Source organism: Kosakonia sp. S57, from assembly GCF_016516575.1.
Classification (GTDB): Bacteria; Pseudomonadota; Gammaproteobacteria; order Enterobacterales; family Enterobacteriaceae; genus Kosakonia; species Kosakonia cowanii.
Genome location: NZ_JACVUL010000018.1, coordinates 1 through 14,408, shown reverse-complemented (window position 1 = coordinate 14,408; position 14,408 = coordinate 1). Strand labels below are relative to the sequence as shown.

The 14,408-nt window shown below is 56.9% G+C and carries 12 protein-coding genes; 8 read left to right on the top strand and 4 right to left on the bottom strand.

Annotated elements, in window-relative coordinates; translation table 11 throughout:
* The first annotated feature begins 31 nt into the window (after window positions 1–31).
* The gene (gene asnA / locus IAE48_RS16920) at window positions 32–1,024 is read left to right on the top strand and encodes an aspartate--ammonia ligase (RefSeq protein ID WP_054803522.1); all 993 of its coding nucleotides are present in this window, start codon (window positions 32–34) and stop codon (window positions 1,022–1,024) included.
* Here the strand turns inward: asnA and viaA are convergent.
* Together viaA and ravA are read right to left on the bottom strand one after the other, a co-directional pair.
* The gene (gene viaA, locus IAE48_RS16915; RefSeq protein WP_200135070.1) at window positions 1,021–2,472 is read right to left on the bottom strand and encodes an ATPase RavA stimulator ViaA; all 1,452 of its coding nucleotides are present in this window, start codon (window positions 2,470–2,472) and stop codon (window positions 1,021–1,023) included. The two genes, asnA and viaA, sit on opposite strands and share 4 nt — an antisense overlap.
* On the bottom strand, window positions 2,469–3,962 hold the full coding sequence (gene ravA / locus IAE48_RS16910; RefSeq protein ID WP_094422627.1) for an ATPase RavA: 1,494 nt from the start codon (window positions 3,960–3,962) through the stop codon (window positions 2,469–2,471). The genes viaA and ravA overlap by 4 nt, the downstream gene beginning before the upstream one ends.
* Before the next feature lie 223 nt (window positions 3,963–4,185).
* Here ravA and kup point away from each other — a divergent pair, with 223 nt between their 5' ends.
* The 7 genes from kup (at window position 4,186) to rbsR (ending at window position 12,115) form a co-directional block, all read left to right on the top strand.
* A complete protein-coding gene (gene kup, locus IAE48_RS16905; protein WP_076769276.1) occupies window positions 4,186–6,054 on the top strand; it encodes a low affinity potassium transporter Kup in 1,869 nt (622 codons plus the stop codon).
* A 203-nt stretch (window positions 6,055–6,257) separates the two neighbouring features.
* On the top strand, window positions 6,258–6,677 hold the full coding sequence (gene rbsD / locus IAE48_RS16900; protein WP_042711919.1) for a D-ribose pyranase: 420 nt from the start codon (window positions 6,258–6,260) through the stop codon (window positions 6,675–6,677).
* Between the two features lie 7 nt (window positions 6,678–6,684).
* Window positions 6,685–8,190, top strand: a complete 1,506-nt coding sequence (gene rbsA, locus IAE48_RS16895; protein WP_200135069.1) for a ribose ABC transporter ATP-binding protein RbsA — start codon at window positions 6,685–6,687, stop codon at window positions 8,188–8,190.
* Window positions 8,191–8,195: 5 nt separating this feature from the next.
* Window positions 8,196–9,161 carry a ribose ABC transporter permease gene (gene rbsC / locus IAE48_RS16890; RefSeq protein WP_042711909.1) on the top strand — a complete coding sequence of 322 codons (966 nt, stop codon included), beginning with the start codon at window positions 8,196–8,198 and terminating at the stop codon, window positions 9,159–9,161.
* Between the two features lie 26 nt (window positions 9,162–9,187).
* Entirely contained in the window at window positions 9,188–10,078 is an 891-nt protein-coding gene (gene rbsB, locus IAE48_RS16885) for a ribose ABC transporter substrate-binding protein RbsB (RefSeq protein ID WP_200135068.1), read from the top strand.
* A gap of 111 nt (window positions 10,079–10,189) precedes the next feature.
* Window positions 10,190–11,119, top strand: a complete 930-nt coding sequence (gene rbsK / locus IAE48_RS16880; RefSeq protein ID WP_200135115.1) for a ribokinase — start codon at window positions 10,190–10,192, stop codon at window positions 11,117–11,119.
* 3 nt (window positions 11,120–11,122) lie between these two features.
* The gene (rbsR, locus tag IAE48_RS16875; RefSeq protein WP_094192957.1) at window positions 11,123–12,115 is read left to right on the top strand and encodes a ribose operon transcriptional repressor RbsR; all 993 of its coding nucleotides are present in this window, start codon (window positions 11,123–11,125) and stop codon (window positions 12,113–12,115) included.
* On the opposite strand, the gene mdtD is transcribed toward rbsR, so the two are convergent.
* Together mdtD and IAE48_RS16865 are read right to left on the bottom strand one after the other, a co-directional pair.
* On the bottom strand, window positions 12,107–13,510 hold the full coding sequence (gene mdtD / locus IAE48_RS16870) for a multidrug transporter subunit MdtD (protein WP_200135067.1): 1,404 nt from the start codon (window positions 13,508–13,510) through the stop codon (window positions 12,107–12,109). The two genes, rbsR and mdtD, sit on opposite strands and share 9 nt — an antisense overlap.
* A gap of 10 nt (window positions 13,511–13,520) precedes the next feature.
* Window positions 13,521–14,210, bottom strand: coding sequence for a FadR/GntR family transcriptional regulator (locus IAE48_RS16865; RefSeq protein ID WP_094422622.1), 690 nt, complete (start codon window positions 14,208–14,210; stop codon window positions 13,521–13,523).
* Window positions 14,211–14,408: the final 198 nt, after the last annotated feature.

Sequence of the window (14,408 nt, the reverse complement as noted above, 5' to 3'; positions counted from 1 at the left end):
TTGCAAGCCTACGCAGACAGGAGTTAAAAAAATGAAAACCGCCTACATCGCAAAACAACGCCAGATTGCCTTCGTGAAATCCTTCTTCTCTCGCCAGCTGGAAGAGAAACTGGGCCTGATTGAAGTGCAGGCACCGATCCTCAGCCGGGTAGGGGATGGCACGCAGGATAACCTGTCGGGTTGCGAGAAAGCGGTACAGGTCAATGTGAAAACGCTGCCGGATGCCCGCTTTGAGGTGGTGCACTCGCTGGCAAAGTGGAAACGTCAGACGCTGGGGCAACACGATTTCAGCGCGGGTGAGGGGCTTTACACCCATATGAAAGCCCTGCGCCCCGATGAAGATCGCCTCTCTCCCATTCACTCCGTGTATGTGGATCAGTGGGACTGGGAGCGCGTATTGGGTGACGGTCAGCGCCAGCTGGCGACCCTGAAATCGACCGTTGAAGCGATCTGGTCCGGGATCAAAGCGACTGAAGCAGCAGTTAGCGAAGCGTTTGGTCTGGCACCGTTCCTGCCAGAGCAGATCCACTTCGTGCACAGCGAAACGCTGCTCAGCCGCTTCCCGCACTTAGATGCGAAAGGGCGCGAAAAAGCGATCGCTAAAGAGCTGGGCGCCGTCTTTTTGATGGGGATTGGCGGCAAGCTTAGCGATGGCAAGCGTCACGATGTTCGCGCGCCGGATTATGATGACTGGAGCACGCCAGCCGAAGCCGGTTTCAGCGGCCTCAACGGCGATATCCTGGTGTGGAACCCGGTGCTGGAGGATGCACTGGAGCTTTCATCGATGGGAATCCGCGTTGACGCCGAAGCGCTGAAGCGCCAGCTGAAACTGACCGGCGATGAAGAGAGGCTGCAACTCGACTGGCACCAGGCGCTGCTGCGTGGTGAGATGCCGCAAACCATCGGCGGCGGCATTGGTCAGTCGCGCCTCACCATGCTGCTGTTACAACTCTCGCACATCGGCCAGGTGCAGTGCGGCGTATGGCCCGCCGCCGTGCGCGACGAAGTTGCCGGCCTGCTTTAACGCCGCCAGCGGCGCAGCAAGCGGCTGCGCATCCCGGTATCAAAGCGCCAGATATGGTCAAAGATACGCATGATGCCGGGCTTACCGTGGGCTGACATCGCCACCGCGTGAAAGCGGTGTTGATGCAGCTGTTGCAGCTCCTTTACCTTACCGATCACCTCGTCCGGCAGTCGCTGGGCGATAAAATCAGAGATCACCACCGCGTCGGCGTCATACCATTCGCCGCCCTGCATCCGCTCAATCACCGCACGAAAGCAGCTCGCCAGATCGGTGCCGCCGCGAAAGCGCTGGCTCAGAAAGCGGATCGCCTGCTCCAGCCCGCTATCGCAGGTCAGTTCATAACGCACCACTTCGCTGGAGAAGAGCATAATAAAGCAGCGCCGTTTGTCCGCCAGCGCCACGCGCATCAACGCCAGGCAGAAGGCTTTCGCGCACTGTTCGTTGTACCCGCCCATGGAACCGGAGGTGTCGACGCAGACAATAAATGGCCCGCGCGGCTGCTCATCAAAATCCTGATGAATCACCGGACGCTCAGTGATCTTTTCGTGCCAGGCATCGCCGTGAAGCCGGTAGGTCAGCAGCTGCTTCTCCACCAGCCGCCGATAAAACTCATACTCCAGCTCGGTGATGCCGAGGGTCGCCAGCTCAGGCGGCAGCAGGCGCAGGATATCGTCGCTTTGATGCAGGCCATCGACCTGCTCCGGCACCGTTGACGGCTCGCGCACCAGGCTGCGGAAGGTCTCCATCGGAGCATCTTTGCGCGGCACCGAACGCGCCTCCCGCGAACGACCCAGTTGCTCTGCCAGCTGCTGGAGTTCGGGCTGCTCTTTAAGGAAATCACCATATTTGACGATCAGCTGGTAATCACCGCGTTTAAGCTGCCCGGCGCTCATATCCCATAACCTGCCGGCCGCGTTCTCATTTTCAATCAACACCGGTTCAAGCTGGCCGCTGAGGGTCATGCGCGCCTGCACTTCACTCAGCAGTTGTTCGCGCTCCTCCTCCAGCAGTTGCTGGTTAAAGGCGGTAGTTTGCACCACCAGGCTCAGACGCCAGCGCTGAAGAAAGAGCGTATGCAGTGCCGGGGTGAAAGCGGGGTTATCGCTGACCATCTGGCGAGCCTGCGCCGCGAAAGGGGATTGCACCTTATTAAGCAGGGCCAGGGTTTGCGGCAGCTGAACGGTAAACTGCGAGGTGGAGAGCAGCTGGCTCTGCTGAAAAGCGAGCACCTCTTCCGCCAGCGTTTTGGGTACTTCCGCCTCTTTGAGATGCTTTTTTAGCGCTTCGCGCCAGCGCGGCAGATCTTCCGTAATGGCATGCTTGAGCTTGGGAAACTTTTCAAAAAAGATCGCCAGCTGCGGCGAGGCAAGTAAGAGGACAATAAGATCCTCTATCAACGCCTCTTCGCTGATGGTCAGCATCACATTGAGCGTATCGAGTGGGATCATTGACGCGCCTGTTGGATCTGCGCTCTGACATCCTGCAGGCTGGCTTCAATGCGACCCAACCAGTCGCTGGAGATAAACAGACACTTCTGCTGTTCGCTAAAGCGGGTGTGCTGCTGGTGCCAGGTGGTGTCCAGCGCCTCCAGCTGCTGCCTGATCTCATCCGGCACGTTCTCTGACGCCGTGCCCGGCAGCGCCAGCCGCGAACTCTGCAAACTGACATCGCGCACCAGCAGGTGCTGACTGGCATCCACTTCCATATTAAGCGGCTGAGCAAAGCCAATCCCGTTAAGCTTGCCGCGGATCTCGCCCCCTTTCGCCAGCCACTGCTCCAGCGCGCTGCGCTCAAGGGTAATGTGGATAACGTTAAGATCGTGCAGTTTCAGCGGTTGCTGTAGCAGAAGCGTCAGCACCGGCTCGGTCAGATCCGCAGGAAGTTCGTAATGGGGACGACGGCTGAACATGCCGCCCTGACGTTCCACTCTGAGGGCGGTTTTATCGCTTTGCTGCTGCTGAAGTTGCAGGTGTCGCTGGGCTATCGCACTCAGTTGCGTCACCATCGCCTGTTGCTGCCAGGCGTGCCCGGTCATCAAAACGTCAAGCTGCTGTTGCAGCAGGCGCAGGCTTTCCGCGTCGTGCCACAGGCAATCTTTCAGCAAAATCAGATCGATGGGGGCCACCGCGTCGCGGCCGCTGAACAGGGCGCTGGCCTGCAACAGGCGAATCGCTTTTTTCCAGCGCCGGTCGGAAACATACGGCGCGTTCGGCAGGGTATCGAGCTGCTGGCGCAGGGTGTAAATCAGCTCAAACACCGGTTCCGGCAGCGCCACCTGCGAAATGTCATGCTGCCAGCGGATGTACTCTTCATCGGTGATTTGCAGCTCTGCCGGTACCGGGTTTTCACTCTCACTCTGCTGGCTGATAAGCATTGAGCGGAAGTTGCTCTTCTCCTGTACTTTGTCGAGCCAGAGACGAATCAGCATGCGGTCATAGAGCGCTTCGAGGCTGCTGTCCGCTTCCGGGAGTTCGTTAGAGGCCGCCACCAGCAAGCGCATCGGAATGTGATCTTCGCTGGCGCCGTTACGAAAACGGCGTTCGTTAATGGCGGTCAGCAGGGTGTTAAGGATCGCCGGGCCTGCTTTCCAGATTTCATCCAGAAAGACGATTTCCGCTTCCGGTAAATAGCCGCTTGTGAGACGCTCATAGCGACCTTCATCTTTCAGCGCCTGAATGGAAAGTGGGCCGAAAACCTCTTCCGGCGTGGAGAAACGGGTCATTAAATATTCAAAAGCGCGGGCATCTTTAAAGGCGAATTTCAGGCGGCGGGCAATCAGGCTTTTGGCGATGCCCGGTGGACCCAGCAGGAATACGCTTTCGCCGCTCAGGGCGGCGAGTAAACAGAGCCTGATCGCATGGCTGCGCTCAAACAGGCCTTTCTCCAGCGCGCTGCTGAGGCGGGAAATTCTTTCTGCTAATAGATGTAAGTGAGCCATAATGAATCTGCGTCCTTTCGCCGTGGTTTCCGGCTTGTCAGAGCGATTATAAACGTTCCTGAAAGTGCCTGTAATAGACTGAAGAACGGCTTTGTTTTCATTGAGCCAGATTAATGTGGTTGCATTTAGGGGTACGATTCCGTCGATAATCGTGCATACTGTGCGCTTTTTGTGGGCCAAGGGACTAAGCACACATAATTGCATTCAATCAAAAGATTAGTCTATGAGCACTGATAAGAAACAATCGTTACCCGCGGTCACTCTCGCGGCAATTGGGGTTGTCTACGGTGATATTGGTACCAGCCCACTCTATACACTGCGTGAATGTTTATCTGGTCAGTTCGGCTTCGGCGTTGAGCGCGATGCCGTCTTTGGCTTCCTGTCGCTGATTTTCTGGCTACTGGTTTTTGTCGTCTCGATTAAGTACCTCACCTTCGTAATGCGGGCGGATAACGCCGGTGAAGGCGGGATCCTGACGCTGATGTCGCTGGCCGGACGTAACACTTCCGCCAGGATGACCTCGGTGCTGGTGATTATGGGCCTGATCGGCGGCAGCTTCTTCTATGGCGAAGTGGTGATTACGCCCGCCATCTCGGTGATGTCGGCCATCGAAGGCCTTGAGATTGTCGCCCCCTCCCTCGACACGTGGATTGTGCCCCTTTCCATCGTGGTGCTGACGCTGCTGTTTGCGATTCAAAAACATGGCACCGGGCTGGTGGGTAAACTCTTTGCGCCGATTATGCTGGCGTGGTTTTTGATTCTGGCGGTGCTCGGCGTACGCAGCATTATTGCCAACCCGGAAGTGCTGCAGGCGCTTAACCCGATGTGGGCGGTTAACTTCTTCTTGCAGTACAAAGCCATTTCGTTTGTTGCCCTCGGTGCCGTAGTGCTCTCTATTACCGGCGTGGAAGCGCTCTACGCGGATATGGGCCACTTCGGTAAGCTGCCGATCCGCGTGGCGTGGTTTAGCGTGGTGCTGCCATCGCTGGTGCTGAACTACTTTGGCCAGGGCGCGCTGCTGCTGAAAACCCCCGAAGCGATTAAAAACCCCTTCTTCCTGTTAGCCCCTGAGTGGGCGCTGATCCCGATGCTGATTATCGCCACGCTGGCGACGGTGATTGCTTCGCAGGCGGTCATTTCCGGTGTCTTCTCCCTGACGCGCCAGGCGGTACGCCTTGGTTATCTGGCGCCGATGCGGATTATTCACACCTCGGAGATGGAGTCCGGGCAGATCTATATCCCGTTTATCAACTGGCTGCTCTACTTCGCGGTGGTGCTGGTGATTGTCAGCTTCGAACACTCCAGCAACCTGGCGGCGGCATATGGTATTGCGGTGACCGGCACCATGGTGCTGACCACCATGCTCTTCACCACCGTGGCGCGCAAAAACTGGCACTGGAATAAGATTCTGGTCGGCATGCTGCTGCTCTTCTTCCTCTGCATCGATGTGCCGCTCTTCTCGGCGAACCTCGATAAGATTGTCTCCGGCGGCTGGCTGCCATTGAGCCTCGGTCTGGTGATGTTCCTGGTGATGACCACCTGGAAGAGCGAGCGGTTCCGCCTGCTGCGCCGGATGCATGAGCACGGTAACTCGCTGGAAGCGATGATCGCTTCATTGGAGAAATCGCCGCCGGTACGTGTGCCGGGAACAGCGGTCTATATGTCCCGCGCGCTTAACGTCATTCCTTTTGCGATGATGCATAACTTGAAGCACAACAAGGTGCTGCATGAGCGTGTGATCCTGCTGACGCTGCGTACTGAAGATGCGCCGTATGTGCATAACGTTCGCCGCGTGCAGATTGAGCAGCTTTCGCCCACTTTCTGGCGCGTAGTGGCAAGCTACGGCTGGCGCGAAACGCCGAACGTCGAAGAGGTGTTCCACCGCTGCGGGCTGGAAGGGCTGAGTTGCCGGATGATGGAAACCTCCTTCTTTATGTCCCACGAGTCGCTGATCCTCGGCAAACGCCCGTGGTATCTGCGCCTGCGCGGCAAGCTCTACCTGGTATTGCAGCGCAACGCCCTGCGCGCGCCGGACCAGTTTGAGATCCCACCTAACCGGGTTATCGAACTCGGTACGCAGGTCGAAATTTGACACCTCTCAAACCCCTCCCTAAGAGGGGTTTTTGCTCTCATTTGCTATAAATTTACCTTAAGAGAGTCGCGCTGCTTTTTTCACCACTCTGTTGAGCGAAACGTTTCGATTCCGATCACACTTCTTCAATCAGGCGATAGTTTTCAGAACATTCTTCGTACTACACTGCCGTCAGCGAAACGTTTCGCTCATGGAGCAAAAATATGAAAAAAGGTTGTGTTCTGAACGCTGATATTTCGTCTGTCATCTCTCGTCTTGGTCATACCGATACGCTGGTGGTGTGTGATGCCGGGTTGCCGGTGCCGCGCAGTGCGCAACGCATTGATATGGCGTTAACCCAGGGCGTGCCTTCCTTTATGCAGGTGCTGGAAGTGGTGACCGCAGAAATGCAGGTTGAGGCCGCAATCATCGCGTCGGAGATCAAGCAGTTGAATCCGCAACTCCACGAAACGTTGCTCACTCACCTTGAGCAGCTGCAGCAACACCAGGGGAATACCATCGAAGTGCGGTACGTTACGCACGAACAATTCAAAAAAGAGACCGCAGGTAGTCAGGCGGTTATTCGCAGCGGGGAGTGTTCCCCGTTTGCGAATATCATTCTCTGTGCCGGCGTCACCTTCTGAGGCGATCATGGACGCATTACTGCAACTTAAAGGCATTGATAAATCCTTTCCCGGCGTTAAAGCCCTCTCTGGCGCGGCGCTGAACGTCTATTCCGGCCGCGTGATGGCGCTGGTCGGCGAAAATGGCGCCGGAAAGTCGACAATGATGAAAGTGCTGACCGGCATCTACAGCCGTGACGCCGGTTCGCTGCTCTGGCTCGGTAAAGAGACCACCTTCAGCGGGCCAAAATCCTCTCAGGAAGCGGGCATCGGCATTATTCACCAGGAGCTGAACCTGATTCCGCAGCTCACCATTGCCGAGAACATCTTTCTTGGCCGCGAGTTTGTTAACCGCTTCGGCAAAATCGACTGGAAAAAGATGTTCGCCGAAGCCAACACGCTGCTGGCTAAACTCAATCTGCGCTTTAAAAGCGATCGCACGGTAGGCGAGCTCTCCATCGGCGATCAGCAGATGGTCGAAATCGCCAAAGTGATGAGCTATGAGTCGCAGGTCATCATTATGGATGAGCCGACCGATGCGCTGACCGATACCGAAACCGAGTCGCTGTTTCGCGTGATCCGCGAACTGAAAGCGCAGGGGCGCGGCATCGTCTATATCTCTCACCGTATGAAAGAGATCTTCGAGATTTGCGATGACGTTACCGTGTTTCGCGACGGGCAGTTTATTGCCGAGCGCGAAGTGGCAACGCTCACGGAAGATACGCTGATTGAGATGATGGTCGGCCGCAAACTGGAAGATCAATACCCGCGTCTGGACAAAGCGCCGGGCGAGGTGCGTTTGTCGGTCGATAATCTCTGCGGGCCGGGGGTTGATAACGTCAGCTTTACGCTGCGCAAAGGCGAAATCCTCGGCGTGGCCGGGCTGATGGGTGCCGGGCGTACGGAGCTGATGAAAGTGCTGTATGGCGCACTGCCGCGTACCAGCGGATATGTCACCCTCGACGGCCATGAAGTGATCGCTAAAACGCCGCAGGATGGGCTGGCGAACGGCATTGTCTACATCTCTGAAGACCGCAAGCGCGACGGGCTGGTGCTCGGCATGTCGGTAAAAGAGAACATGTCGTTGACCGCGCTGCGCTACTTCAGCCGCACGGGCGGCAACCTTAAGCATAAAGAAGAGCAGCAGGCGGTAAGTGATTTTATTCGTCTGTTCAATGTTAAAACGCCATCAATGGAGCAGCCGATCGGTCTGCTCTCCGGCGGTAATCAACAAAAAGTGGCGATTGCGCGCGGTCTGATGACTCGCCCGAAAGTGCTGATCCTCGATGAGCCTACGCGCGGCGTGGACGTCGGGGCGAAGAAAGAGATTTACCAACTTATTAACCAGTTCAAGGCCGATGGCCTGAGCATCATTCTTGTTTCGTCGGAAATGCCGGAGGTGTTGGGCATGAGCGATCGCATCATGGTGATGCATGAAGGGCATCTCGGCGGGGAATTCACGCGCGAGCAGGCCACTCAGGAAGTGTTGATGGCTGCCGCTGTGGGCAAGCTTAATCGTGTGAATCAGGAGTAAGAGAGATGACTACCCAGGCCGTTTCTGGTCGCCGCTATTTCAGCAAAGCGTGGCTGATGGAACAAAAATCGCTGATCGCCCTGCTGGTGCTGATCGCCATCGTTTCGACCATGAGTCCCAACTTTTTTACCGTCAATAACCTGTTGAATATTCTCCAGCAGACCTCCGTCAACGCCATTATGGCGGTGGGCATGACGCTGGTGATCCTGACCTCGGGGATCGATCTGTCCGTCGGTTCTCTGCTGGCGCTCACCGGTGCGGTCGCCGCTTCGCTGGTGGGTATGGAGGTGAATGCGCTGGTGGCGGTCGCCGGTGCGCTGGCGCTGGGCGCGGCGGTGGGTGCTGTGACCGGCACCATCGTCGCCAAAGGCCGCGTGCAGGCGTTTATTGCCACGCTGGTGATGATGCTGCTGCTGCGCGGCGTGACGCTGGTTTACACCAACGGCAGCCCCGCCAACACCGGCTTTACCGCTAATGCCGATATTTTTGGCTGGTTCGGTATCGGTCGCCCGCTCGGCGTGCCAACGCCGGTGTGGATCATGGCCGTGGTCTTTATTGCCGCCTGGTATCTGTTACATCACACCCGTCTGGGACGCTACATTTATGCGCTGGGCGGTAACGAAGCGGCGACCCGTCTCTCGGGTATCAGCGTCGATAAAGTCAAAATTATCGTCTACTCCCTGAGCGGCCTGCTGGCCTCGCTGGCGGGCATTATCGAAGTTGCACGTCTCTCCTCAGCGCAGCCGACCGCGGGCGCGGGTTATGAACTGGATGCGATTGCCGCGGTGGTGCTGGGCGGTACCAGCCTTGCCGGCGGGAAAGGTCGTATTGTTGGGACATTGATCGGCGCATTGATTCTTGGCTTCCTCAATAATGGCCTGAATTTGTTGAGCGTTTCTTCCTATTACCAGATGATCGTTAAAGCAGTGGTGATTCTGCTGGCGGTGCTGGTAGACAACAAAAAGCAGTAATTCCCTACACAACAGGACTCATGAACATGAACATGAAAAAACTGGCCACTCTGGTTTCTGCTGTTGCCCTGAGCGCCACGGTAAGTGCGAACGCGATGGCGAAAGACTCTATTGCTCTGGTGATCTCGACCCTGAATAACCCGTTCTTCGTCTCGCTGAAGGATGGCGCGCAGAAAGAGGCCAACAAACTGGGTTATGACCTGGTGGTGCTGGACTCGCAGAACAACCCGGCGAAAGAGCTGGCCAACGTCCAGGATTTAACCGTTCGCGGCACCAAGCTGCTGCTGATCAACCCGACCGATTCCGATGCGGTTGGCAACGCCATCAAAATGGCTAACCAGGCCAAAATCCCGGTGATCACCCTCGATCGCGTCGCCAGCAGCGGTGAAGTAGTAAGCCATATCGCCTCTGATAACGTGCTCGGCGGTAAAATTGCCGGTGATTACATCGCCAAGAAAGCGGGCGAAGGCGCGAAAGTGATCGAGCTGCAGGGTATTGCCGGGACGTCCGCCGCGCGTGAGCGTGGTGAAGGCTTCCAGCAGGCGGTCGCTGCGCACAAATTCAATGTCCTCGCCAGCCAGCCGGCTGACTTCGACCGCACCAAAGGCCTGAACGTGATGCAGAACCTGCTGACCGCGCATCCGGACGTGCAGGCTGTCTTCGCCCAGAACGATGAGATGGCGCTCGGTGCGCTGCGCGCGCTGCAGACCGCGGGCAAAAGCGACGTGATGGTAGTCGGTTTTGACGGTACGCCGGATGGCGAAAAAGCGGTAAACGATGGCAAACTGGCTGCTACCGTTGCCCAGCTGCCGGAGCAGATTGGCGCGAAAGGCGTTGATACCGCAGACAAAGTGTTGAAAGGCGAAAAAGTTTACGCTAAAAATCCGGTTGACCTGAAACTGGTCATCAAGCAGTAACAGAACGTTCAGGCTCGATATACGTTCTGTCAGCCTGAGGGACAAGGTAATAAAAGAAAAGCATGGCACGCGCCACCGTTCGCGGTGGCGCACTTTATGGACACGCTCATCATGAAAACCGCAGGCAAACTCGTCGTTCTTGGCAGTATCAATGCCGATCACATTCTTAACCTTGAATCTTTCCCGACACCCGGCGAAACCGTAACCGGCAACCACTATCAGGTGGCATTCGGCGGCAAAGGGGCCAATCAGGCCGTCGCAGCCGGACGCAGCGGCGCGGATATCGCGTTTATCGCCTGCACCGGCGATGACGATACCGGCGCGCGGGTGCGTAAGCAGCTCGCCAGCGACAACATTGATGTGGCACCCGTCAGCGTGGTTGCGGGTGAGTCAACTGGCGTGGCGCTGATTTTCGTTAACGGCGAAGGGGAGAATGTCATCGGTATTCATGCCGGCGCCAATGCGGCGCTCTCCACCGAACGCGTGGCTGAGCAGCAGACCTTAATTGCAGAGGCGTCGGCGCTGTTAATGCAACTGGAATCACCGGTTGAGAGCGTGCTGGCGGCAGCCCGTATTGCTCAGCAGAACCAGACTACGGTCGCGCTAAACCCCGCGCCCGCCCGGCAACTCTCCGATGAGCTGCTGGCGCTGGTGGATATCATTACCCCTAACGAAACCGAAGCAGAAAAACTCACCGGCATCGCGGTTTCCAGTGATGAAGATGCGGCGCGTGCCGCGCGGGTGCTGCATGATAAAGGCATCCGTACGGTCATCATTACTCTCGGCAGCCGCGGCGTGTGGGCCAGCGTAAACGGTGAAGGCAAGCGCGTACCGGGTTTCAAGGTGAAAGCCATTGATACCATCGCCGCGGGCGACACCTTTAACGGCGCGTTGATGACTGCGCTGCTGGAAGAGAAACCGCTGGATGAGGCAATCCGCTTCGCCCATGCGTCGGCGGCTATCGCCGTGACGCGCAAAGGGGCGCAGCCTTCGGTTCCGTGGCGTAATGAGATTGATGATTTTCTTGCTCAGCAGGGGTGACGCGTGGCCACCATGAAGGATGTTGCCCGCCTGGCGGGCGTTTCTACCTCTACCGTCTCCCACGTTATTAATAACGATCGCTTTGTCAGTGAGGCGATTCGCGAGAAGGTGGACGCCGCGATCACGTCGCTGAACTATGCGCCTTCCGCGGTGGCGCGCAGCCTGAAGCTTAAACAGACGCGCACGATTGGGATGCTGATCACCGCCAGTACCAACCCTTTTTACTCTGAGCTGGTGCGCGGGGTAGAGCGCAGCTGCTTCGAGCGTGGCTACAGCCTGGTGTTATGCAATACCGAAGGCGACGAGCAGCGAATGAACCGCAATCTGGAAACGCTGATGCAAAAGCGCGTCGACGGGCTGCTTCTGCTCTGCACCGAAACGCATCAGCCTTCCCAAGTCATCATGAGCCGTTACCCCTCAATTCCCACCGTGATGATGGACTGGGCACCGTTCGATGGCGACAGCGATCTGATTCAGGACAACTCGCTGCTGGGCGGCATGATGGCGACAGAGTATCTCATTCATAAAGGGATGACGCGTATCGCCTGTATTACCGGCCCGCTGGATAAAACGCCCTCCCGGCTGCGACTGGAGGGGTACCGCGAGGCGATGGCGCGCGCCGGGCTAACGATTCGCGACGGCGACGAGATCGAGAGTGATTTTGAGTTCGGCGGCGGCCTGACGGCGATGCAGCGTCTGCTGGCGATGGATGAGCGCCCGCAGGCGGTGTTTATCGGCAATGATGCGATGGCGGTCGGCGCTTATCAGGCGCTCTACCAGGCGGGGCTGTCGATCCCGCAGGATATGGCGATTGTCGGTTACGACGATATCGAGCTGGCGCGCTATATGACGCCGCCGCTCACCACCATCCATCAGCCAAAGGATGAACTGGGTGAGCTGGCGATTGATGTGCTGATCCACCGTATTGCCGACCCGAGTCTGCAACAACAGCGTCTGCAACTGACACCGGTCTTGATGGAGCGCGGCTCAGCCTGATTTTTTGTGGCGCTCCTTGATCAGGTTGCGGCCATCTTTCGCCTTCAGCAGCATAAAGGTTAAAGCGGAGACCACCGTTACTGCGCCCATCGTAATAAAGGTGTAGTGGAACTGCTCAACGGTGTTGGTGCCATCAACCCCTTCATAAAAACGCAGCACCGCTGCGCTCACGGCTACACCGAGGCTTATCGACAGCTGCTGCGTTACCGCCAGCACGCTATTGCCACTACTGGCGTTTTCATCCGTTAAGTCGGCAAGGGAGATGGTGTTCATGGCGGTAAACTGCGTCGACATCGCCATGCCTAATATGAACAGCGGCAGCACCAGCATCCAGATCGCCATCGCCTGGGTTTGCAGGGCGAACTGCGCAATCATTACGCCAATAAAGAGCGTGACGCCAACCAGCGTTTTGCGATAACCAAACCAGCGCAGGATCTGCGTGACGGTCGATTTTGCCAGAATAGAACCCAGCGCGGTCGGTGCCATCATGCAGCCGGCAATCAGCGCCGGATAGCCAAAGCCAACCTGCAACATCAGTGGCATTAAGAAAGGAACGCAGCCGGTACCGAGGCGCGAAGCGATATTCCCGGCGATGCCGACGGAGAAGGTGCGGGTCTTAAACAGGTTGAGCGAGATGAGCGGCGTCGGGTGGCGGCGGGCATGGCGAATATAGAGCAGCAGCAGGGCGATGCCGCTGAAGATAATGCTCAGGGCAAGCCAAGTTTCTACCACTTTCTCACCGAACAGCTCCATCCCGCTGGAGAAGAGCACCAGGCTTAAGCCGAATAACAGGAAGCCCCACATATCAAAGCTGCGGCGCGGGGTGGTGAAGTTTGGCATATATTTACGCGCGTAGAGCAACCCGGCGACACCAATGGGAATATTAATCAGGAAGATCCAGTGCCAGCTTGCCCAGGTAACCAGCACGCCGCCCATTACCGGGCCAAGAATCGGCCCGACCAGCCCCGGCATGGTGACAAAGTTGAGCACCGGCAGTAATTCACTGCGCGGATAGGCGCGCAGTAGGGCAAGGCGCGCGACCGGCATCATCATCGCCCCGCCAATCCCCTGAATCACGCGGAAGACAACCAGTATGCCCAGGGAGTTGGAGAGGGCGCAGGCCAGCGAACCGAGGGTGAAGAGGCTGACGGCTAACATAAAGATGCGCCGCGTGCCGAAGCGGTCGGCCAGCCAGCCGCTGACCGGGATCAGCATCGCGACGGTCAGGGTGTAGCTGATGATCGCGGACTGCATCGCCAGCGGCGAACGGTTAAGACTTTGTGCAATAGCGGGGAGGGCGGTGTTAAGGATGGTGGCGTCGAGCGCCTGCATAAAAAAGGCCATCGCGGCTATCCACGGCAGCCCGGCCATACTGCGCCCTTTCTTCTTTGTCATACTCATTCCTTTAATTAGGCGAATTCAACAATCTCTGGCACGCCTGAAACGCACTATCACCGTCGCTTTCCTGAATTGCGTCGACGATAGCCTGGTGAAGATCCAGTTTAATCACTTCGTTTTCAGTAATAGAGGTGAAGTAAGTATGGTAAACCGAGTGGAAAAGTGTGGCGAAAGACATAAGGAAAGGATTACCGCTCATGGTGTAGATATGTTCATGCCACGCCATGTCCACCTCTATCCAGCGTTCCCGGTTAAACGTCTTCTTCAGACACACCATCTCTTCCATTAATGTATTCAGATACGCTTTTTGCCCGGCACTTGCCAGTGTGGCAGCGAGAAGGCACGCCTGCGGCTCGAGGCTGGCGCGCATAACAAGAAAGTGTTGGATCACTTCCTGGAAATTGTCTTCGCTCATCCACCATGAGAGCAGCTCGGTATCAAGGAAGTTCCAGTTCCCCTTCGGCATGACGCGCGTGCCGATGCGCGGGCGGGGTAAGACCATGCCCTTCGCGGTTAACGTCTTTATTGCCTCTCTCACTGCGGTACGGCTTACGCCAAACGTCTCACCGAGCTCCATCTCGCCGGGCAAAATGGTTCCCGGCGCGTACTCTCCTCGCAGGATCTGCTGCGCCAGTTTCTCGGCTATCACCCAGGAGATGTTTTTCTGCGCGGCAAGTTGCTGTGCGTTTAAAGGCATTTCTCACTTCCTTCTTCTTTATTTCACTCGGTAGTATGCCATTCGATATCTATAAGTGGTGGTAAAAACAGCGATACCCGCTATTTATGCCGCTTTTAACCGCACTTTGTTGAAAAAAAACACGGTTGAAAAGTTTTTTGAAATTAGGGGTTGTCAGCAGGAATTAACTCCCTATAATGCGCCTCCACTGACACGGCA

Coding starts and splice junctions, on each gene's coding strand:
- asnA (WP_054803522.1), top strand. CDS start 32: ATGAAAACCGCCTACATCGCAAAACAACGCCAGATTGCCTTCGTGAAA.
- viaA (WP_200135070.1), bottom strand. CDS start 2,472: ATGATCCCACTCGATACGCTCAATGTGATGCTGACCATCAGCGAAGAG.
- ravA (WP_094422627.1), bottom strand. CDS start 3,962: ATGGCTCACTTACATCTATTAGCAGAAAGAATTTCCCGCCTCAGCAGC.
- kup (WP_076769276.1), top strand. CDS start 4,186: ATGAGCACTGATAAGAAACAATCGTTACCCGCGGTCACTCTCGCGGCA.
- rbsD (WP_042711919.1), top strand. CDS start 6,258: ATGAAAAAAGGTTGTGTTCTGAACGCTGATATTTCGTCTGTCATCTCT.
- rbsA (WP_200135069.1), top strand. CDS start 6,685: ATGGACGCATTACTGCAACTTAAAGGCATTGATAAATCCTTTCCCGGC.
- rbsC (WP_042711909.1), top strand. CDS start 8,196: ATGACTACCCAGGCCGTTTCTGGTCGCCGCTATTTCAGCAAAGCGTGG.
- rbsB (WP_200135068.1), top strand. CDS start 9,188: ATGAACATGAAAAAACTGGCCACTCTGGTTTCTGCTGTTGCCCTGAGC.
- rbsK (WP_200135115.1), top strand. CDS start 10,190: ATGAAAACCGCAGGCAAACTCGTCGTTCTTGGCAGTATCAATGCCGAT.
- mdtD (WP_200135067.1), bottom strand. CDS start 13,510: ATGACAAAGAAGAAAGGGCGCAGTATGGCCGGGCTGCCGTGGATAGCC.
- IAE48_RS16865 (WP_094422622.1), bottom strand. CDS start 14,210: ATGCCTTTAAACGCACAGCAACTTGCCGCGCAGAAAAACATCTCCTGG.